The 20629-nt window shown below is 63.9% G+C and carries 20 protein-coding genes; 5 read left to right on the forward strand and 15 right to left on the reverse strand.

Translation table 11 applies throughout. The features are described 5' to 3' along the window. Positions 1–15 precede the first annotated feature (15 nt). The gene (locus BJP62_RS09215; protein ID WP_070529215.1) at positions 16–1413 is read left to right on the forward strand and encodes a sigma-54 dependent transcriptional regulator; all 1398 of its coding nucleotides are present in this window, start codon (positions 16–18) and stop codon (positions 1411–1413) included. Positions 1414–1425: 12 nt separating this feature from the next. Here the strand turns inward: BJP62_RS09215 and BJP62_RS09220 are convergent, their stop codons facing one another. The 6 genes from BJP62_RS09220 to asd form a co-directional block, all read right to left on the reverse strand. Beyond that, entirely contained in the window at positions 1426–2115 is a 690-nt protein-coding gene (locus tag BJP62_RS09220) for a hypothetical protein (RefSeq protein ID WP_070529217.1), read from the reverse strand. A gap of 24 nt (positions 2116–2139) precedes the next feature. Continuing rightward, positions 2140–2820, reverse strand: coding sequence for a C39 family peptidase (locus BJP62_RS09225; RefSeq protein ID WP_070529219.1), 681 nt, complete (start codon positions 2818–2820; stop codon positions 2140–2142). Between the two features lie 55 nt (positions 2821–2875). After that, positions 2876–3748, reverse strand: a complete 873-nt coding sequence (locus BJP62_RS09230) for a hypothetical protein (RefSeq protein WP_070529221.1) — start codon at positions 3746–3748, stop codon at positions 2876–2878. 89 nt (positions 3749–3837) lie between these two features. Then, on the reverse strand, positions 3838–4452 hold the full coding sequence (locus BJP62_RS09235; RefSeq protein ID WP_145927160.1) for a hypothetical protein: 615 nt from the start codon (positions 4450–4452) through the stop codon (positions 3838–3840). A 12-nt stretch (positions 4453–4464) separates the two neighbouring features. After that, positions 4465–4926: a hypothetical protein gene (locus tag BJP62_RS09240; protein ID WP_070529225.1), complete on the reverse strand. Its 462-nt coding sequence runs from the start codon at positions 4924–4926 to the stop codon at positions 4465–4467. A 367-nt stretch (positions 4927–5293) separates the two neighbouring features. Then, positions 5294–6142 carry an archaetidylserine decarboxylase gene (asd, locus tag BJP62_RS09245; protein ID WP_070529227.1) on the reverse strand — a complete coding sequence of 283 codons (849 nt, stop codon included), beginning with the start codon at positions 6140–6142 and terminating at the stop codon, positions 5294–5296. A 141-nt stretch (positions 6143–6283) separates the two neighbouring features. On the opposite strand from asd, the gene pssA reads away from it, so the two are divergent. Both pssA and BJP62_RS09255 read left to right on the forward strand, forming a co-directional pair. Further along, complete coding sequence (gene pssA / locus BJP62_RS09250) at positions 6284–7048, forward strand: CDP-diacylglycerol--serine O-phosphatidyltransferase (protein WP_070529229.1); 765 nt, start codon at positions 6284–6286, stop codon at positions 7046–7048. 126 nt (positions 7049–7174) lie between these two features. Then, positions 7175–8965, forward strand: a complete 1791-nt coding sequence (locus BJP62_RS09255; protein WP_070529230.1) for a 2-isopropylmalate synthase — start codon at positions 7175–7177, stop codon at positions 8963–8965. 332 nt (positions 8966–9297) lie between these two features. Here the strand turns inward: BJP62_RS09255 and BJP62_RS09260 are convergent, their stop codons facing one another. Both BJP62_RS09260 and wrbA read right to left on the reverse strand, forming a co-directional pair. Beyond that, the gene (locus BJP62_RS09260) at positions 9298–9672 is read right to left on the reverse strand and encodes a DUF2069 domain-containing protein (RefSeq protein WP_070529232.1); all 375 of its coding nucleotides are present in this window, start codon (positions 9670–9672) and stop codon (positions 9298–9300) included. Beyond that, a complete protein-coding gene (wrbA, locus tag BJP62_RS09265) occupies positions 9669–10268 on the reverse strand; it encodes an NAD(P)H:quinone oxidoreductase (protein WP_070529234.1) in 600 nt (199 codons plus the stop codon). The genes BJP62_RS09260 and wrbA overlap by 4 nt, the downstream gene beginning before the upstream one ends. A gap of 59 nt (positions 10269–10327) precedes the next feature. Here wrbA and BJP62_RS09270 point away from each other — a divergent pair, with 59 nt between their 5' ends. After that, positions 10328–11524 carry a YihY family inner membrane protein gene (locus tag BJP62_RS09270; RefSeq protein ID WP_070529236.1) on the forward strand — a complete coding sequence of 399 codons (1197 nt, stop codon included), beginning with the start codon at positions 10328–10330 and terminating at the stop codon, positions 11522–11524. 45 nt (positions 11525–11569) lie between these two features. On the opposite strand, the gene aroB is transcribed toward BJP62_RS09270, so the two are convergent. The 7 genes from aroB to BJP62_RS09305 are packed head-to-tail and all read right to left on the reverse strand — an operon-like array spanning position 11570 to position 18127. Further along, positions 11570–12652 carry a 3-dehydroquinate synthase gene (aroB, locus tag BJP62_RS09275; RefSeq protein ID WP_070529240.1) on the reverse strand — a complete coding sequence of 361 codons (1083 nt, stop codon included), beginning with the start codon at positions 12650–12652 and terminating at the stop codon, positions 11570–11572. Continuing rightward, positions 12645–13181: a shikimate kinase AroK gene (aroK, locus tag BJP62_RS09280; RefSeq protein WP_070529243.1), complete on the reverse strand. Its 537-nt coding sequence runs from the start codon at positions 13179–13181 to the stop codon at positions 12645–12647. Before aroK ends, aroB begins: the two co-directional genes overlap by 8 nt. Before the next feature lie 49 nt (positions 13182–13230). Further along, entirely contained in the window at positions 13231–15291 is a 2061-nt protein-coding gene (gene pilQ / locus BJP62_RS09285) for a type IV pilus secretin PilQ (protein ID WP_083300816.1), read from the reverse strand. After that, entirely contained in the window at positions 15288–15812 is a 525-nt protein-coding gene (locus tag BJP62_RS09290) for a pilus assembly protein PilP (protein WP_070529244.1), read from the reverse strand. Before BJP62_RS09290 ends, pilQ begins: the two co-directional genes overlap by 4 nt. Positions 15813–15821: 9 nt before the next feature. After that, on the reverse strand, positions 15822–16454 hold the full coding sequence (locus tag BJP62_RS09295; RefSeq protein ID WP_070529246.1) for a type 4a pilus biogenesis protein PilO: 633 nt from the start codon (positions 16452–16454) through the stop codon (positions 15822–15824). Between the two features lie 9 nt (positions 16455–16463). Beyond that, positions 16464–17054, reverse strand: coding sequence for a PilN domain-containing protein (locus BJP62_RS09300; RefSeq protein ID WP_070529248.1), 591 nt, complete (start codon positions 17052–17054; stop codon positions 16464–16466). Next, positions 17051–18127, reverse strand: coding sequence for a pilus assembly protein PilM (locus BJP62_RS09305; protein WP_070529250.1), 1077 nt, complete (start codon positions 18125–18127; stop codon positions 17051–17053). The genes BJP62_RS09300 and BJP62_RS09305 overlap by 4 nt, the downstream gene beginning before the upstream one ends. A 168-nt stretch (positions 18128–18295) precedes the next feature. On the opposite strand from BJP62_RS09305, the gene BJP62_RS09310 reads away from it, so the two are divergent. Beyond that, a complete protein-coding gene (locus BJP62_RS09310) occupies positions 18296–20608 on the forward strand; it encodes a penicillin-binding protein 1A (RefSeq protein ID WP_070529251.1) in 2313 nt (770 codons plus the stop codon). Positions 20609–20629 lie beyond the last annotated feature (21 nt).

The raw sequence follows: 20629 nt of genomic DNA on the forward strand, positions 1-20629 counted from the left end.
GGGCGGAGATAGAGCATGAGCATTGCGGACAAGTTTCTTTTTCAGGTTGGCGGCAACGTCAAGGAGCCGTGGCATTCCGTTCTCAGCGCGTCGGGCTGGCAGATGATGCACATCCCCGACGCACAGCGGCTGACCGGCGTGCGCCATGTCGGCAACGCCACGGTCGGGCTGATTTACGCCGATGAAGCATTGCTGCCCAAGCTGGGCAAGCTGGCGTCGCAGTTCGCCAAGCACGATCTCGCCTGGATCCTGCTGGTCGAACAGCGTCTGGTCGGCAGCCCTGCGGTGGCCCGGTTCATCGACGAATTCTGTTACGACTACCACAGCCTGCCGGTCAATCCCGGTGTACTGATCGTCACGCTCGGCCGCGCGCACGGCATGGTGACGCTGCACCGCACGCAACAGACCAGCGACAACGAATACCAGAGCGAGATCATCGGCGAGCATCCGAGCATCCAGCGCATCCGCCGCGATATCCGCAAGATTGCGCCGACCGACGTCAACGTGCTGATCAGCGGCGAATCGGGCACCGGCAAGGAACTGATCGCCCGCGCGCTGCATCAGCAATCGCCGCGCGCCGACGCACCGTTCATCGCCGTCAACTGCGGCAGCCTGCCGGCCAACCTGGTGCAGTCCGAACTGTTCGGCCACGAACGTGGCGCCTTCACCGGCGCGTCGGAAAAACGCATCGGACGGATCGAGGCCGCCGACAAGGGCACGCTGTTTCTCGACGAAATCGGCGACATGACCTTCGATACCCAGATCAACCTGCTGCGCTTTTTGCAGGAAGGGATCATCGACCGGGTTGGCGGCAACACTTCGATTCGCGTCAACGCGCGCGTCATTTCGGCCACCCACGTCGACCTGCCCAAGGCGATTGCCCTGAGTCGTTTCCGTGAAGACCTGTTCTACCGGCTCAACGTCTGCCGCCTGCACCTGCCGCCACTGCGCGAACGGCATAGCGACATCCTGCCGATTGCCCATTACCTGCTCGATTTTCACGCCGGGCGCCTCGGCGTGCCGCGCAAGCGGCTGTCGACCGAGACCGGTCGTGCCATGGTGGGTTATTCATGGCCCGGCAATGTTCGCGAGCTGACCAACCGCATCTGCCAGGGTCTGGTCATGGCCAGCGGCCGGCATATCAAACCGCAGGACATGGGGCTCAATCCGGGGGCACCGTTCGAAAGCCGGACGCTGGAAAAGGCCCGCAAGGAGGCCGAGCGCGATGCGGTCAGGATGGCGCTGGCGCTGCACAACGGCAGCAACGTCAAGGCCGCGCAGGAGCTGGGGGTTTCGCGCGCGACCTTTTACCGGCTGATGCAGCGCCACCTGGGCGTGACGCTGGAGGGCGGCGAAGCGCTGGGCACCGCGGCCGAGAATGCCGGTTCCAGCGGTGACGATGCCTCGTCGTGAGGCACCTGCCGGTCAGCGCAGCCCCTGCGTCAGCGACGGAATCCAGTTCTCCACCGCAGCGCGTCCGATCGCACCGGGCTTGAGTCCGATCACGATCTGCATTGCATTGCTGACCTTGAAGCCATCACCGTTGACCTTCGCCATCTGCGACAGCTTGCCACCGCCGATCGACTGCGATGCAACCCCGGCAAGGCCGCCATTGACCGTCAGTGCCAGCGCGTCACCATTTTCCGGAACGAGCGTGGGGACCAGCCGCCAGCCCTCGGCCATCGACGGTGTGGCCTTGAGATCACCTTCGGTCAGTTGAATCTGCGCCACGTTATGGGCCACATTGCCGCTGCCGGCAACCTGGTTCAGCTGGGCTACGCCCTTTACGTCGATTGCCTGGCCGCCGGGGAGACTGCTGACCACGCCGCCCGACGCATCGTTCAACTGGTAACGGCTGATGGTTGCACTCCGGTCCGCACCGATATTCAGCGTGACGGCACCGCCCACCTTGGCGCCATCCGGCCGGGTCCAGACCGAGGCCAGCTGCACGCCGAAATGCAGGACTTCGCCGGCGCTGAGATAACGGCCGCGCAACTGGGACAGGGCCTGGTCGTCCAGCGTGGAAAGCATCAGCGGACTCGTCGTCGGCTGCACGGCCAATGCGGGTGCGATGACCGTCGCCGCCGCAACACCCAACCAGTATTGCTTGTTCATATTCCCCTCGCTCTCCGATCGCAATCAGAAAAAATCGCTGTGCAGGAAGCCGTACTCGATCAGTTCGGCGGTTGGAACGGGTTGCGCCGCATTGATCCCGGACCGGGCCGACAGCGCCGGTGCGACACGGACCAGCGGGTTGTCCACGCGGTAGCCCTGGCCCACGACCGCCAGCAGCACGCCGCTCCACTGCGACGCGAACTCTTCCATGCTGATCGCCCGGTTCCCGACCGACGGATCAGCAACGTAGACGGTATCTGCCGTGGCCTTGCGGACCACGACGAAATGCTTGTAGCCATTGGTATCGAGCAGCGTGATTGCCGGGATCTTCAGCGCCGGCAACGCTTCCAGCGGCAATTTGTATCCTTTGCTGCGGAAACCCAGCGCTTCGACATAGCGCTTCATGTCGAGCATCGAGAAGCCGAGCTTGCGGACGGTCTCCTGGTCTGCTTCGCCCATCATGCCCTTGAGTACGACCTCTTCAGGCGCATCGAGCCCGTAGGCGTAGCGCAGGATCGTCGCCAGGGTGGCGGCACCGCAGCTGAAATCGGTTTTTTGTTCAATGACATTGGCAAAGCGCGCCTCGCGCAGGCTTTTTACCTTGAGTTGCGGCCGGATCGCACCAGTGAAACCCGGTACCGGCATATCGGCGGCACCGGCGGGAATCGCCAGCGCCAGCAGCAGAAGAGTCAGGATCGGTTTCATGATGAGCAGGATGCGAAGGGTTGCCCCTTCGCATCCACACCTCCTGCGTCGTTGGTTAGAACGCCGCGGCGATCGCGAGGCTGTTGGCTTGCTGGTTGCCGATACCGGCTGCCGAGTTCACCCCGATGTTGCCGACGGCGCCAATCACAGAAGCGTTGATGCCGGCAAGGTTGTCGAGGAAGAAGCCCTGGACGGTATCGTTGTGGTCGCTGATCTGCAGGCCACCGGCGGTTGCCACCGCCAGCGCGCCGTGGTTGACCGCAGCGATCGAGGCGATATTGGCTTGCTGGTTGCCGACACCTGCAGCCACGTTCGCGCCGATGTTGCCAGCCACGCCAAGAAGGCTGCCGTTAACGCCTGCGGCAGTGCTCGGCAGGATCGGCACGATGCTGAACACGAAGGAATCGTTCAGCTCGCTGTTTTGCTCGTAGTTGGCCACAGCAGTCGAGACGCCAACTGCAACCGTCCCAAAGAGCCCCGGGATCCCGAACAGGCCGCCGATGACCGGCGCCGAAGTCGTGCTGGCCAGAGCCAGCGAGTTGGCCTGCTGGTTGCCGTTGCCGGCAGCCGAGTTCATGCCCAGGTTGCCGACGACACCGATACCGGACAGGTTGATCCCGGCAGCCGAGGTGCCGACGATCAGGCTGTTGTTGTCGATGCTCTTTTGTGCGGTGAACACCGTCGCATCGGCCGCCGTGGAGCCCAGCACCAGCGCGCCGCCCAACACGAGCGCGTTCACATCGACGTTGCTGGACGCGTTGTCCACCATGGTCTTGGTGTAGCTCAGTTCGTTACTGATCACGGCGGTATCGACGATCACCGACAGCTTGAGGGCTGCCTCGAGATCGAGGTCATCCGCCTCGGCAAAGGCAACGCCCGACATGCTGGCGAAAACGGCGGCGACTGCGGTGAGTTTCAGGGTTTTCATTTTGCTTCTCCTCAATGCTTAAGAAAGTGCTGCATGGACAAAACAAAACAACTGCCTAGGGACTACACGAGCGACCTGTCTACAGGCCGTTAAGAACCGGGTGGCCGCGAGAACTGCACCGCCAACGCATTGGTCGTGATATTGCCGTTACCCGCCACCTGGTTGATCTGGAACACCCCCCGGCCGCCCGAAAAGGCCGCGGGATCGATATTCGTCTGCTGGGTCGGGATGATCTCGCCCACCAGCTGCTCGACGACACCTGCGGTACTGCCCGCCAGCAGGCTGTCATCGGCGGCACGAATCGTCAGGGCCGAGAAGCCGGTGTGTGCGACACCGCCGATGCCTTGCGCAATGGCCAGCTGATTGGCGCTGACATTGCCGTGGCCAGCCTGCTGATTGACGCCCAGCACGCCCCGGAATCCGGCAAATGAAGGCCCTTCGATGCTCGCCACCGCCGCGCCGTTGGCCGGGCCCACCTTGCCGCGTTGCACCACCGAGCCGTGTGCCATCGCGGCCACCGAACCGTCCGGACTGACCGCAATCGCCCGCATATTGGCCGCGGCATTTTCGTTGCCGGCGCTCACGTTGACCGACAGCACGCCCTGGCTCGCCATACCCGAATTGCTGATGATTGCGGTATCCAAGGACCAGGACGTTCCGGCCCAAAGGCAGCCAATCAGCGACGGCAGCAAAAGTCGTTTCATTCTTGAGACTCCTCAGCGCGGCAGCAGTGGCGACATGGCGTTGATGACCGTGCCGCCAACACCCAGCGCAGCCCCCATGCCGCCGCCGCCGGCCGAGCGTCCCGTGCCGCCAACCGACGCACCGCCAGCCGCTGCGCCCCCCAGGGCGACACCACTGCCCAGCGGCGCATTCGCCATGCCGCGGTCCAGAGCCTGATCGGCGCGCATATTGCCCATCAGCGCATCGTCCGCACTGCCGATCGCCGAGGTCCGCGCCACTTGCGATGTCACCCGGTCCGCCGGCGATACCTGCACTTCAACGGTTTTCGGCGACTTCGGGCTGTCGGGGCGGAACGCCGTACGGGGTGCCACATTGCGTGTGATGACAATCTCGCTGCCATCGGATTCGGCATGAGCAAGCTGCGAGCCACCGGCCAGTAACGCTGCATACAGCGCGGCGGTGAGTTGCACAGACTTGAAGTTGGCTTGCCACATGTTCGGCTCCGGTACTTTTTGCTTGCCGACTCCAATGCAGGCGCCGTGCCAATGAGATTCAACCCATTGATTTAAATCACAAACACAATTTCAAACCCGCAGCGAAAATCGCCGAACGAATCAGAAGTGAGACATGTTTTGACGATAAACCGCGGGCAGCCACCAAAACGCGCCGATCCGGCGTCTGCGGATACCGCCGGAACCGGCGAGAACGAGGCTGGCCGCGGTTCGCAAGAAGGCGGCCGCCCTGAACCACTGAGCCTGACCGGCCAAATGCGTCTCAGAACTGAGTTAAGGCAACAAAAAACCCCGCGATTGCGGGGTTGTCTGGCATTCATCTCCGGCCGGACACGCGGCCGCGCGACATTCAGTCGCCGTAACCGGCCATCGCCTCGCCGAGACGAACTGCCGCGGCCGGCGTCCAGCCCGGCGCAAACCGCGGTGCCGGTTGCGGGAACAGCAGCACGACGGTCGAGCCGAGCAGGAAGCGGCCCATTTCCTCGCCTTGCTTCAGCGTGATCTGCTGGTCGCGGTAGTCCCAGTGGCGCACGGTCTTCTCGCGCGGCGGGTTGACGACACCATGCCAGACGGTCGCCATGCTGCCGACGATGGTCGCACCGACCAGCACCAGTACGAACGGGCCGTGCTCGCCTTCGAACTCGCAAACCACGCGCTCGTTGCGGGCAAACAGCCCCGGCACATGGCGTGCGGTCGCCGGGTTGACCGAGAACAGTTCGCCCGGCACGTAGATCATCTGCAGCAGCCGGCCGTCGCACGGCATGTGGATGCGGTGGTAATCCTTCGGGCTCAGGTAAATCGTCGCAAAACTGCCGTTGTCGTAACGGCTGGCCAGTTCGGCATCGCCACCGACCAGGGCCGTCGTCGAATAGCGGTGGCCCTTGGCCTGGAAGATCTGATCGTGCGCGATCGCACCGCACTGGCTGATCGCACCGTCAACCGGGCAGACCAGCGGCGAGCTCGCCAGCGGGCGGGCGCCGGGCTTGAGCGCGCGGGTGAAGAAATCGTTGAAACTGGCGTAGCTCGCGATGTCCGGATTGGCCGCCTCGGCCATGTTCACACCATACTTGGCGACGAAGCGGCGGACGATCCACGTCGTCACCTTGCCACGTGCAGGCTGCGCCACCCAGCCGGCAAATACGGTCAGCGCCAGCTTGGGCACGGCATACTGCAGCAGGACTTTCAGGCGTTCGGGCACGCGGCGCTCCGGTTCTCGTCAAACCGGCGATTGTAACGCAAGTGCCGAACCGCCTGCGCCCTCGCCCGAGGAGCGCGACCGTATTAAACTCTGCCTGTTGCACCCTTCACCGGCGGCCCCCCGCCACGAACCGAGAACACCATGACCTTGAACACCAAGAGCCCGATGAACCTGCGCCGCCAGAGCATTTACCTGCTGCCCAACCTGTTCACGCTGGGTGCGCTGTTCGCCGGTTTCTACGCCATCGTCCAGGCCATGAACAACCGCTTCGAGCATGCCGCGGTGGCGATTTTCGTCGCGATGATCCTCGACGGCCTCGACGGCCGCGTTGCCCGGCTGACGCACACGCAATCGGAGTTCGGCGCCCAGCTCGACAGCCTCTCGGACATGGTCAGTTTCGGCGTTGCGCCGGCGCTGGTCGCCTATGAATGGATGCTCAAGGACTACGGCAAGACCGGCTGGATCATCGCCTTCGTCTACTGCGCGTGCGCGGCGCTGCGGCTGGCGCGCTTCAACGTCAATATCGGTGTCGTCGACAAGCGCTGGTTCCAGGGGCTCGCCAGCCCGGCCGCCGCCGGCATCGTCGCCGGCCTGGTCTGGAACGTGCACGAGTTCGCCGACGAGATCGAGCCCTTGACCCATCTGCTGCCGCTGGTCGCCATGGCGTTCACCCTGTTCGCAGGGCTGTCGATGGTCGTGAACGTGCGGTTCTGGAGCTTCAAGGAATTCAACGTCCGCAAGACGGTGCCGTTCTACGCGATGCTGATCATGGTGCTGGTGCTGATCGTGCTCGCCGCCAAGCCTGCGCTGGCACTGTTCCTGTTCTTTGTCGGCTATGGCGTCTCCGGTTACCTGTACTGGCTGTGGCAGTTGCTGCGGCGGAACAAGCTGCAAGCGCCACAATAGACACAATGTCCAACACACTTCTGGAGAGCGCCCTTCTGGGCGCTTTTCTTTTGCCCAACCCCGGAAATTGTTTGACACAACGTCAAATAAATCGTAATTTGGCAACTCGAACCTGAGGAGAACAGCGTGCAATTGGACATCGAACGTCTAATCGCCGAATTCGGCGGCCCCGGTCCGCTGGCGGAGGCGCTCAATACCGCCTTTCCGGACGACCCGGTGTCACGCGCAGCGATCTACAAGTGGCGCGAACGCGGCACGCTGCCGCTCTCCCAGCTCAACAAGCTCGCGCAAATCGCGGCCAGCCGCGGGCACCAATTCAATATCCAGTCTTATCTGGCCGGCACGCAGCCGGCGTCGATCACTTGGGGAGAACCGGCAATGGGCGAGCGCTTGTACATTTTCGACACGACCTTGCGCGACGGCGAGCAGTCGCCCGGCGCGTCGATGACGCGGGAAGAAAAGATCCGCGTCGCCCGCCAGCTGGAAAAACTCGGTGTCGACATCATCGAGGCCGGCTTCGCCGCCGCCAGCCCCGGCGACGCCGAATCGATCCGTGCGATTGCCGAGGCCGTGAAGGAGTCGACCGTCTGTTCGCTGGCCCGCGCGAACGAGCGTGATGTGCGCGCCGCCGGCGAAGCCATCCGCCCCGCCGCCAAGGGCCGCATCCATACCTTCATCGCGACCAGCCCGATCCATATGGAGAAGAAGCTGCGGATGAGCCCGGACGAGGTCGTCGCCGCAGCGGTCAAGGCGGTGAAGATCGCCGGCGAATACACCGCCGACATCGAATTCTCGGCCGAGGACGCACTGCGCTCGGACATCGACTTCCTCGCGCGCATTTTCGGCGAAGTGATCAAGGCCGGCGCCAGAACGATCAACGTCCCCGACACCGTCGGCTACGCCGTGCCGCAGCTGACCGAGCGTTTCTTCCGCGAGCTGATCGCCAAGACGCCGGGCGGCGACAGCGTGATCTGGTCAGCGCACTGCCACGACGACCTCGGCATGGCCGTCGCCAACTCGCTCGCCGCGGTGATGGGCGGCGCACGCCAGGTCGAGTGCACGATCAACGGCCTCGGCGAGCGCGCCGGCAACGCCAGCCTCGAAGAAATCGTCATGGCGGTGAAGACGCGCCACGACATCTTCGGCGTCGAAACCCGCGTCGACGCCACGCAGATCGTCCCGACCAGCAAGCTCGTCTCGACCGTGACCGGCTACCCGGTGCAGCCGAACAAGGCCATCGTCGGCGCCAACGCGTTCTCGCACGAATCGGGCATCCATCAGGACGGCGTGCTCAAGCACCGCGAAACCTACGAGATCATGAGCGCCGAATCGGTCGGCTGGGCGACCAACCGGCTGACGCTGGGCAAGCTCTCGGGCCGCAACGCCTTCAAGACCAAGTTGGGCGAGCTCGGCATCGTGCTCGACAGCGAGGAAGCGCTGAACGCCGCCTTCGCCCGCTTCAAGGTGCTGGCCGACAAGAAGCGCGAGATCTTCGACGAAGACCTGCACGCACTGGTGTCGGACGAGCTGATTTCGATCGAGCAGGAGACCTACCGGCTGACGTCGCTGAAGGTCGTGTCGGAAACCGGCGAGACGCCGGTGGCGAATCTGGTGATGACCGAAGCCGGTCAGGAACGCCGCGCCGACGCCGAAGGCGACGGTCCGGTCGATGCGGTGTTCAAGGCGATCGAATCGCTGGTGGGCACCGGCGCCGAACTGCAGCTGTACTCGGTCAACGCCATTACCCAGGGCACCGACAGCCAGGGCGAGGTGACCGTGCGCCTGAGCCGCGACGGCCGCATCGTCAACGGTCAGGGCGCCGATACCGACATCCTCGTTGCCAGCGCCAAGGCATACATCTCGGCGGCCAACAAGCTGGCCAGCAAGACCGAACGGACCCATCCGCAACCGGTGTAACCCTCATTCCGGACCGGCGCCACGCTGGGACGGCTGTGAAGCCGGTTCGGACATGCAATAAGAAACAGGCCAAATACTGCGCCGGAAACCGGCTTGCCCACGAGGCGAGTCCGGCGGGCTTCCCACCACGAAGCCCGATCCGCCCGCAAGCGCAAGCCACAAGCTTGCCGTTTGACGAGGCGCCCGGCCGCTTCTTTTCTTATCTCCCAAAACGGCAAGAAAGCGAAACCGTGCCGGCAAGGCCCCCTTGGGGTCCGAAGCGTCCTGCAGGGGCTTCCTACGGTCGCAACAGCACAGGCAAGTAGGCAGCGAGCGCGGCCAACAGGACTTGCTTAGCCGTTTTCCGCAGCCAGCAGGCTCGGCCGCGTCCACTTGGCGTAGCACGACACAGCGACGAAACACACCGTCGCCAGCAGCACCTCTCCCCCCGCCAGCCAGCGCGACAGCCCGGCATCGCTCCACACCCGCATCAGCCCCTCGGCCCACCACAGCAGGATGAACATCGACGTCCACTGGTAGGTATAGCGCCGGCCGTGGATCAGCCCGCGCAGCGGCAGCAACAGCGGCAGCGCCTTCAGCGCCAGTGTCGAGCCGCCGGAACGCAGCGGCGCCAGCACCAGCTCCCAGGCCAGACACAGCGCGATCAGCGCGATCACGCTGCCGACGGCAACCATACGTGCGAGATCGCGACGTGCTTGCGGGCTCATTGCGGCACCGCCAGTTTCAGCGCGATCTCGGCCAGACGCTTGCCCTGGGCGATCGCCAGCCGCTTCTCGGCCTCCGAAACCGGCGCGCGGCTTTCGGGGCCGGCGATATGGCTCGGGCCGTACGGCGTGCCGCCCGAGCTCGTCGTCGTCAGCGCCGGCTCGGTGTACGGCGTGCCGACGATGACCATGCCGTGATGCAGCAGCGGCAGCATCATCGACAGCAGCGTCGTCTCGTTGCCGCCGTGCATCGAACCGGTACTGGTGAACACGCTTGCCGGCTTGCCGGCGAGCGTGCCGGCCAGCCAGTCGTTGATCGTGCCGTCGAGAAAGTACTTGAGCGGCGCGGCCATGTTGCCGAAACGCGTCGGGCTGCCGAGCGCCACGCCGATGCATTCGTGCAGGTCCTTGAGCTCGACGTAGGGTGCGCCGTGGTCCGGAATCGCCGTCTCGACCGCTTCGCATACGGTCGACACCTTCGGCACCGTGCGCACGCGCGCCCGTGCACCGGGCACCGATTCGATGCCGCGCGCGATCAGTTGGGCCAACTGGCGCGTCGCACCATGGGTCGAGTAATAAAGGACAAGCACGTCGCGCATGGCGGCTCCGGATTGGGGGGTGCGGTATTATAAAGCGATTGAAACCCTGACTCCGATCGATGCGTCGACCTTTTCCGCGCCTGAATGAACTGACCGACTGGCGACGCTTGTCGGGTTTTGCCCGCTTCGTTGCCCAGCGCCTCGTCGCCGACCGCTGCATGCAGACCGCCGGCAGCCTCGCGTATACGACGATGCTGGCGATCGTGCCGCTGTTCACGATCGCGCTGACGCTGTTCTCGGCCTTCCCGATGTTCAGCGCCTACAGCGGGCGATTCCGGGCCTTCATCCTCTCGAATCTGGTACCCGATACCGGCGGCCGCATCGTCGGCACCTATATGCGGCAGTTTTCCGACAATGCCGAAAAGCTCACGGCGCTCGGGATGGTCGCGCTGGCGATCACCGCGCTGCTGCTGGTGTTCACGATCGAAAAAACGCTGAACCAGATCTGGGGCGTGCAGAAACCGCGCCGGCTGCTGTCGCGCACGCTGATCTACTGGGCGGCGCTGACCCTGGGGCCGCTGGTGCTCGGGGTCAGCCTGTCGCTGACGTCGTGGATTTCGCATGGGCTCGGCACGACCTCGCTGTTCGCGATTGCACCGGTCGCGCTGACCTTCGTCTCGCTGGCACTGCTCTACATGGCCGTGCCGAACTGCTACGTACCGCATGCGCATGCGCTGACTGCCGCCGCGGTGACAACGGTGCTGCTCGAGCTGATGAAAAAGCTGTTCGGCCTCTACATCCAGCAGTTCGGCGCGTACAAGCTGCTCTACGGCGCGTTTGCGGCGTTCCCGATCTTCCTGCTCTGGCTCTACCTGTGCTGGGTGATCGTGCTCGGCGGTGCGGTCCTGTCGGCATCGCTGTCGTACTGGCACGGCGACGGCTGGCGCTGGGGCCGGCACCACGGCACGCGCTTCGAACAGGCGGTGCGCATCCTGCTGACGCTGGCGCAGGCGCACGGCAACGGCGAGGTGCTGCACATCGACGTGCTGCGCCGGCGTGTCGGCCTGGGGCTCGATGCGACGCAGGCGCTGCTCGAACGCATGTCGCTGCGCAACTGGGTCGAGGCGAGCCGCGACGGCGAATGGCTGATCGCCGTCGCGATCGAACGGATCACCCTGCTGGAGATCTACGAACAGGTCGTCACGCCGCTGAGCGCCGACGTCGAAGCCGGGCTGGTGCCGACGGTTGCCGCAATGCGCCAGCCGCTAACGGCGACGCTCGCCGATTACATCGACACGCTGGACGAGCAGAAATGAACAAGCCCCGCCGAGCGGGGCCTGTCCGATCGGGCAACGGGCACCTCAGGCGGCGCAGCCGGCCGCCAGCGCCTGCTTGATCGTCCCGGTCGACAGCTCGCCGATGTAGGACTGGCCGAGCCTTTCGAGCAGGATGAACTTGATCTTGCCGGCGTCGACCTTCTTGTCCTGCGCCATCAGCTCGAGATAGCGCTCGGCACCGAGTGCCGGCGACACCACCGGCAGGCCGGCCTTTTCGATCAGCGTCTTGATCCGCGCCAGTTCGCCGTCATTGATCTGGCCAAGCTCGCGCGACGCCAGCGCCGCCAGCACCATGCCGGCGGCGACCGCTTCGCCGTGCAGCCAGACACCATAGCCAAGCCCCGCTTCGATCGCATGACCGAAGGTGTGGCCGAGATTCAGCAGCGCACGCTGGCCGTTTTCGCGTTCGTCGGCAGCGACGATGCGGGCCTTGTTCTGGCAGCAGCGCTCGACCAGATAACCCAGCGCATCGACATCGCGCGCCATCACCGCATCGATATTGGCCTCGAGCCATTCGAAGAACGCCAGATCGTCGATCAGGCCGTACTTGATCACCTCGGCCATGCCGGCCGAAAACTCGCGCGGCGGCAGCGTGTCGAGCGTCGCCAGATCGGCCAGCACCAGCCGCGGCTGGTAGAACGCGCCGATCATGTTCTTGCCGAGCGGATGGTTGATCGCGGTCTTGCCGCCGACCGACGAGTCGACCTGCGCCAGCAGGGTCGTCGGAATCTGGATGAAGGGCACGCCGCGCTGGTAGACCGCGGCGGCAAAACCGGTCATGTCGCCGATCACGCCGCCACCGAGTGCGATCAGGGTGGTCTTGCGCTCGCAGCGCGCCGACAGCAGGCCGTCGAAAATCAGGTTCAGCGTTTCCCAGGTCTTGAAGCGCTCGCCGTCGGGCAGCACGATCGTATGGACCTGAACGCCGGCCGCCTCGAGTGCCGCCTGCAGCTTCGGCAGATACAGCGGTGCAACCGTTTCGTTGCTGACGATGGCCACGCGTTTTTGCGGCAGTTGTTCGACGATGGCGGCAACGTCGGCGAGCAGCTCGCGGCCGATGCGGATGTCGTAGGGCGCGTGGGCGAGTTCGACTCTGACGTTACGCATTGAGCTTTTTTTCCAGTTCGCGCAGCAGGCGCTGCGTCAGCGATTGGACGGTCTGGTTGCTGGTATCGATGACGAGGTCGGCGAGCTCGCGGTAGATCGGATCGCGGATCTCGAACAGCTCCTGCAGCTTCTGCTTGGGGTTTTCGGTCTGCAGCAGCGGCCGGTTCTTGTCGTGCGAAGTGCGCGCGAACAGATCGTCGACGCTGGCGCGCAGATAGATGACAAAACCGTTGCGGCGCAGGCAGTCGCGGTTGTCCGGGTTGAGTACCGCACCGCCGCCGGTCGCGAGCACGATGCCCTGCAAGGTGGTCAGTTCGGCGATCACCGCCGCCTCGCGCTTGCGGAAACCGTCCTCGCCCTCGAGCTCGAAAATCACCGGGATGCGCGCACCGCTGCGCGCGGTGATCTCGTGGTCGGAATCGTAAAACGTCTTGTCGGTCGCCCGCGCCAGCGTGCGCCCCACCGTCGTTTTGCCGGCGCCCATCAGGCCGACCAGAAAAAAATTGCCTGGCAGTTTCATGCCAGGCATTGTACCGAAACCCCCGCCGCAAGCCCACGGCTGCGGCGGGTAGTGCGCCTCAGCGCAACGACAGGTTCGAATCGATGACCTTCGGCGTGATGAAGATCAGCAGTTCGCGCTTCAGGTCCTTGGTTGCGGTATTGCGGAACAGGTAGCCCAGGCCCGGGATGTCGCCAAGCAGCGGCACCTTGGTCACGTCCTTGCCGGTTTCCTGCGTATAGATCCCGCCGATGACGACAGTACCGCCGTTCTCGACCAGCACCTTGGTCTGCACCTGCTTGGTGTCGATTGCCGGACCGGCGATCGTGTCCTGACCGCGGCTGTCCTTGTTGACCTTGACGTCCATGATCACGTTACCGTCCGGGGTGATCTGCGGCGTGACCTTCAGCGACAGCGTCGCCTTCTTGAACGACACCGAGGTCGCACCGTTCGGCGCCGTTTCGGTATACGGGATCTCCTGACCGTCCTCGATCACCGCCTCGACCTGATCGGCCGTCACCAGACGCGGGCTGGAGATGATCTTGCCCTTGCCGTCGGCTTCGAGCGCCGACAGTTCGAGCCCGAGCAGGCCGTCGTTGCCGGCGATCAGCATCGCGATCGAACCGGCGCTGAAGCCGTTGATCGCCGCCGCCGGCAGGTTGACCGACGGGACGTTGCCGGCAATGGCGGGAATCACCGCGCCATCCGAATCCTTGACTTCCTTGGTCGTCAGTGCCCCGCCGCCGATCACGTCACCCTTCCAGCCGATGCCGTGGAACTTCACGCCGAGGTTGCGGCTGAAGCCGTCCGACGCTTCGACGATGCGCGCCTCGATCATCACCTGCCGGACCGCGATGTCGATCTTGCCGATCAGCTCGCGGATCTGGTCGAGCTTGGACGGAATGTCCTGGATGATCAGCGTGTTGGTGCGCGGATCGATCACGGCGCTGCCGCGCGGCGACAGGATCTTCTGCTTGTCGTCCTTGAGGATCTTCTCGAACGCCTCGGCCTTGTGGTACTTGAGGCTGAAGTATTCGGTGCGGGTCGGCTCGAGCTCGGCGATCTGCTTCTTCGATTCAAGCTCCTGCTTTTCCTTCGCCGCCAGTTCGTCGCGCGGTGCAATCCACAGCACGTTGCCGCTGCGGCGCTGGTCGAGCCCCTTGGCCTGCAGGATGATGTCGAGCGCCTGGTCCCACGGAACGTCCTTCAGCCGCAGCGTCAGGTTGCCGCTGACCGTGTCGCTGGTGATGATGTTCAGGCCGGTGAATTCGGCGATCACCTGCAGCACCGTGCGGATTTCGACGCTCTGGAAATTCAGCGACAGCTTCTCGCCCTTGTAGTTGGGCTTGAGGTTGGCGAGCTTGTTGCTGTTGCTCGTGTCGCGGACCTCGACGGTAAAGCGGTTCTCGGTCTGGTAGGCCGAATACTCCCACACGCCCTTGGGCTGGATGACCATCTTGGTCTGGTTGCCCTGGGTGTAGACATCGACCTTCTGCACCGGCGTACCGAAGTCGGCGACGTCCATGCTGCGCTCGAGGTTCTTCGGCAGCGCGGCCTTGTTGAACTCGACGACCAGCGTCTGGCCCTGCTGGCGGATGTCGATGCCGACGTTCGGGCTCGACAGGTCGACGACGACCTTGCCCTCGCCGGTGCTGCCGCGGCGGAAGTCGACATTCTGGATGCTGTCGCCGCCACTGCTGGCCTTGGCCGGTGCGAATTGCGTCGCCTTCTGCTTGGCGACCGCGCCACCCTGTGCGCCATCGACGGTCACCAGCAGGGTATTGCCGCTGGCTTCGGTCTGATATGACGCCTGCTTCTGCAGGTTCAGCACCAGCCGGGTCCGGCCGTTGCCCTCGGCGATATTGATCAGCCGCAGCGCGCTGCCGTTGACCTGGATCGTGCTCTTGTCGAACTGGTTGCCGGTGTTGGCGAAATCCAGCGCGATACGCGGCGGCGTGTTGACCGAGAAGCTGGTCGGCGTCGGCGCCGGGCCGCTGAAGGTCAGCTTGATCACCTGCTTTTCGGCCGAGAGGTTGCTGACCTCGACATTGGTGATGTTGTTGTCGGCGGCGAATGCCACCGTTGCCGCGAGCGCGCAGCACAGCGCCCATACCCGCTGCAGCATCGTGTATTTCTTCATTTTTTCTGCTCCGCGTCATCCAGGGCCAGCGCGGTTTCCCGCTCGACCCAATCTCCCCCGCTATCCTCGACGATTTCCTTGAGCTTGACCTCGCTCTCGGAAATCCCGGTGACCATCCCGAAGTTCTGTCCCAGATAGCTTCCCTGCTTGACCCGGTACAGGTTGCCGTCCGGTGCCCGGATCAGCGCCTGGATCACCTTGCCCTGCTGCAGCGTCCCGACCATGCGCAGCTTTTCGAGATCGTAGTTTTCCAGCACCTCGCGCGGCCGGTTCATGTTCGGCGCCAGCGCGGAATTGCTCGAGCGCTTGGCGACTTCCATCTTGGCGGCGCGGAACGGATCGACCAGCGAAAACGCGTCGTAGGTGAAGGGCTGGTACGGCTTGACCTCGGGCAAGGGCTCGACCCGGCCGCGCAATCCGTCGGACTGCTCCTTCATCCACGCCTTGAGGTCGCCGTTCTCTTCCCCGAAGCAGCCGGTCAGCCCGAGCGCCGCCAGCATCAGCACGATTGTTCTTTTCATCACGTGCTCCTAACGCTTCTTCTTCTTCGCATCGGCTTCGGCCTGGCGAATCGCCTGCAACTCGGCATCGTCGAGCGAACGGTAGGTCTTCGCGACCGCCTGCATCACCAGCAGTTCGGGATCCTTGCCGCTGTTCAGCTGGATATTGCTCAGCGTGACGATGCGCGACAGCTGTGCGACGTCGCTGACGAAGGCGGACAGATCGTGATAGCTGCCGACGATGCGGATGTCGATCGGCAGTTCGGCGAACTCGGCAGTCTTGATTTCGGCGCCGGGCTTGAACAGCTCGAACTGCAGGCCGCGGCCGACGCCGGCCTGGTTGACCTCGGTCAGCAGCGTTTCCATTTCCGACTTGTTCGGCAACTGCTTGAGCAGCGCGCCGAACGACTGCTGGATTTCCAGCAGCTGCTGCCGATAGGCTTCGAGATTGACCGCCTTCTTCTTCTTGTCGAGGAACTCGGTCTTCAGTTGCTCTTCCCTGGCGCGCCCCTCGTCGAGCACCTGCATCTGGTCGCTCCAGACGTAGAGGTAGCCGACACCGATGACGACGGCAAAGACGATCGCCAGCAGCCCCAGCTGCGCGCCGACCGGCCAGTCGCCGACATTCTTCGGGTCCAGATTGCGGATTTCGTCCAGCGTCATGCGGCCCCCTTACGCACGCGGCGCGGCGGCCGGCTTCGACGCGGCCGGCTCGTCACCGCCACTGCGGGTGATCTTGATGTTGAGCGTGAACTCGGACAGACGCTGGTTGCCGACCTGCGCCGACTTCACTTCGATCAGCAAGGGCTGCTCGAACGTCTCCGAATCGTTGAGGTTGCGCATCAGCGTCGAAACCCGGGCGTTCGATTGCGCATAACCGAGCAGCACCAGCGTGTCGCCGCTCTGCTTCACGTCCTTCAGGTAGATCCCTTCGGGCGTCTGCCGCGCCAGCTGGTCCATCACGTGGACGGTTTCGGCGCGGTTCGACTGCAGCCGCTCGACGACCGTCTTGCGATCGAGCAGCGCCTGGCGCTCGCTCTTGAGCTTCTCGATCTCGGCGATCTCGCGGTCGAGCTTGGCATTCTCTTCGGTGATGAAGCGGTTACGCTCTTCCTGCGTTTCGATGCGGGCGTTGTAGAACAGGTAGCCGGCGATGACGACGCCGACAGCGGCGAGAAAACTCGCCCCCAGCATGCCGAGGTAACGGCGCTGCCGTGCCAGCCGCTTTTGCTCGCGGTGGGGAAGCAGGTTAATCCGGATCATGACGGGTCAAACCTCCGCATCGCCAGTCCGCAGGCGATCAGCAGCGACGGCGCGTCGAGCTGGATCTGCTTGCCGCGGATCTTGCCGGTCGCCATGCCGAAAAATGGATTCGCCCGCATCGTGCTCGGCACCTGGGCGCGGTTCGACACCGCCTCATCGAGACCGTGGATCGCGCTGCAGCCGCCGGCGAGCAGGATGTGGTCGACCGAGTTGTAATTGCTCGACGTATAGAAGAACTGCAGCGAGCGCGAGATTTCCAGCGCCAGCGTATCGATAAAGGGCTGCAGCACTTCGGGCTCGTAGTTGTCGGGCAGGCCGCCCGACTTCTTCGCTTGCTCGGCCTCTTCGGCCGACAGACCGAACTTGCGCTGGATTTCCTGCGTCAGCTGATTGCCGGCGTAGGCCTGGTCGCGGCTGTAGATCGACTGGCCGTCCTTGAAGATGTTGACGTGCATCGCCGTCGAGCCGATGTCGACGACGGCGACAATCTGGTTCTCGCCCTGGCCGGGCAGTTGCGGCCGCATCAGCTCGAACGCGGCCTGGGTCGCGTACGACTCGACATCGACCACGCTCGCCTTGAGCGCGGCAGCCTCGATCACGGCGACGCGCTCGTCGACCTTTTCCTTCTTCGCCGCGGCGATCAGCACCTCTTCCTCTTCCGGCACCGCGGCCGACGGCCCGAGCACCTGGAAGTCGAGGTTCACCTCGTCGAGCGAGAACGGAATATACTGATTCGCCTCCATTTCGACCTGGGTTTCGAGCTCGCGCTCGGACAGACCGGCAGGAACGAGGATTTTTTTGCTGATCACCGACGCCGCCGGCAGGGCGATCGCGACATTCTTGATACGGGAATCCAGATGACGCCATGCGCGGCGTACCGCCTCGCCGACCACATCCATGTTGGCGATGTTGCCGTCGCTGACCGCATCCTTGGGCAGGGGCTCGATCACGTAGCGCTCGAGGCTGTAGTTGCGCCCCACCATCCCGAGTTCGACCATCTTCACGGCCGACGAGCTGATGTCCACCCCGATCAGCGGCGGCGCCTTTGGCTTGAGAAAGTCGAGAGATAACACGTGTTTTTCCTTTTAAAATAGGAAATTAGCGTAATTGTTATAATTTAGCGGATTGATGCTATCAGCCGATTCTGACGACTGTAAAGTTACCGTGAGACGACGCTTTATTTTTGCAACAATGCCGCCTTAGCGTAGATTAATCCGGGTCAATTCTTCGATTAAACGACAATGACAAAACGAATTCTGCTGATCGCCCTCGGCGCCCTAATCGGTTTGGTTCTGGTGACGGCCGGCCTTGTCTTTTTTGCCGTGGTGATCACCTACCCGCGACTGCCGGCGCTCAATGCGCTGACCGACTATCGCCCGAAAATCCCGCTGCGGGTTTATACCGCAGATCGCGTGCTCATTGGCGAATTCGGCGAAGAGCGCCGCGCGTTCACGCCGATCGACCAGGTGCCGCAACTGATGAAACAGGCCTTGCTGGCGGCCGAGGACGAGCGCTTTTACCAGCATGGCGGCATCGACTACATCGGCGTCGCACGCGCCATGGTCGGCAACATCGTGTCCGGGCACTCGCAGTCAGGCGCCAGCACGATCACGATGCAGGTCGCGCGCAACTTCTATCTGTCGAACGAGAAAACTTTCACCCGCAAATTCAACGAAGCCTTGTTGTCGTTCAAGATCGAACACAATCTGTCCAAAGACCAGATTCTCGAGCTTTACATCAATCAGATTTATCTCGGACAGCGAGCTTACGGCTTCACCACGGCGGCCCAGACTTATTTCGGCAAGGATTTGAAATCGCTCAGCATCGCCCAGTACGCGATGCTCGCCGGACTGCCCAAGGCGCCGTCGGCGTACAACCCGGTCGTCAACCCGAAACGCGCGGCGCTGCGCCAGCAGTATGTGTTGCGCAGAATGCACGAACTGCGCTTCATCACCGACCAGCAGTACCAGGAGGCGCAGCAGGCGCCGCTCGAACTCCGGCGCGGCAGCCTGCAGTACGCGGTGCACGCCGAGTACATTGCCGAGATGGCCCGGCAGATGATGGTCGAGCGCTACAAGGACGATGCGTACACCCAGGGCTTTTCGGTCTACACGACGCTCGACAGCCGGCAGCAGAACGACGGCTATCAGGCCTTGCGCGAAGGCCTGTTCGGCTACGACGCCCGCCACGGCTATCGCGGCCCGGAAGGTTTCGTCGATGCGGCACTGCTGGCCAGCGGCGACGAGGAGGCGCTCGACGACGCGCTGTCCGACACGTCCGATTACGACGAACTGCGCGCTGCCGTGGTGCTCGCGGCGACGCCGCAGTCGGTCACCGTTTTCCTCAAGGGCGGCGAAAAGCTGCAGATCGGCGGCGACGGGCTGGCCTTCGTCCGTTCGGCGATCTCGAGCAAGAACACCCCGGCGGCACGGATCCGCCCCGGTGCGATCGTCCGCGTCAAGCAAGGGCCGAAGGGCTGGCAGATCAGCCAGTTGCCGCAGGTCGAGGGCGCCTTCGTCGCGATGGACCCGCAGAACGGCGCGATCCGTTCGCTCGTCGGCGGCTTCGACTTCAATCGCAGCCACTTCAACCATGTGACCCAGGCGATGCGCCAGCCGGGTTCGAGCTTCAAGCCCTTCATCTATTCGGCCGCGCTCGAGCGCGGCGTGACGCCGGCGACGCTGATCAACGATGCACCGCTGGTGATCAACCCCGAACAGGTCGGCGGCCAGAAGTGGGAGCCGCAGAACGACGACGGCAAGTACATGGGAATGATGACGGTGCGCAATGCGCTGACGCTGTCGCGCAACCTCGTGTCGATCCGCATCCTGCAATCGGTCGGCGCCCAGTACGCGCAGCAGTTCCTGCCGCGCTTCGGCCTCAATCCGAAGGACCACCCGGCCTACCTGACGATGGCGCTCGGCGCCGGCAGCGTCACGCCGCTGCAGATGGCCGAGGGTTATTCGGTGTTCGCCAACACCGGCTACCGCGTGCATTCGTACTTCGTCGACCGGATCGAGGACAGCCGCGGCCGCGTGCTGGCACAGACCCAGCCCGAAGTCGCCGGCCAGAACGCCAAGCGCACGCTCGACGCGCGCAATGCCTTCGTCATGAGCAGCATGCTGCACGACGTGATCCGCTACGGCACCGCGGCACGCGCCAACAAGGCGCTCGGCCGGCCCGACCTGTACGGCAAGACCGGGACGACCAACGACATGCGCGACGCGTGGTTCGCCGGCTACCAGCCGAACCTGGTCGCGATCACCTGGGTCGGCTTCGACCAGCCCAAGACGCTCGGCCGCGGCGAGTACGGCGGCCGGCTGGCGCTGCCGATCTGGATCAACTTCATGAGCAAGGCGCTGCGCGACGTGCCGGTGTACGATTATCCGGTACCCGAGGGCATCGTCACCCAGACGATCGACACCAGCCGCGGCCCGCAGACCGAGTACTTCTACAACGAGTACACGCAGACCAATCCGGAACTCGGGTTGGGCGGTGGAGACGGTGGCGCTGCAGCCCAGCCGATCGACGAGATCAAGGACCTGCTGTTCTAACAAACGCGTTCCAGCAATCCC

It is taken from the genome of Jeongeupia sp. USM3, from assembly GCF_001808185.1.
Taxonomy (GTDB): Bacteria; Pseudomonadota; Gammaproteobacteria; order Burkholderiales; family Chitinibacteraceae; genus Jeongeupia.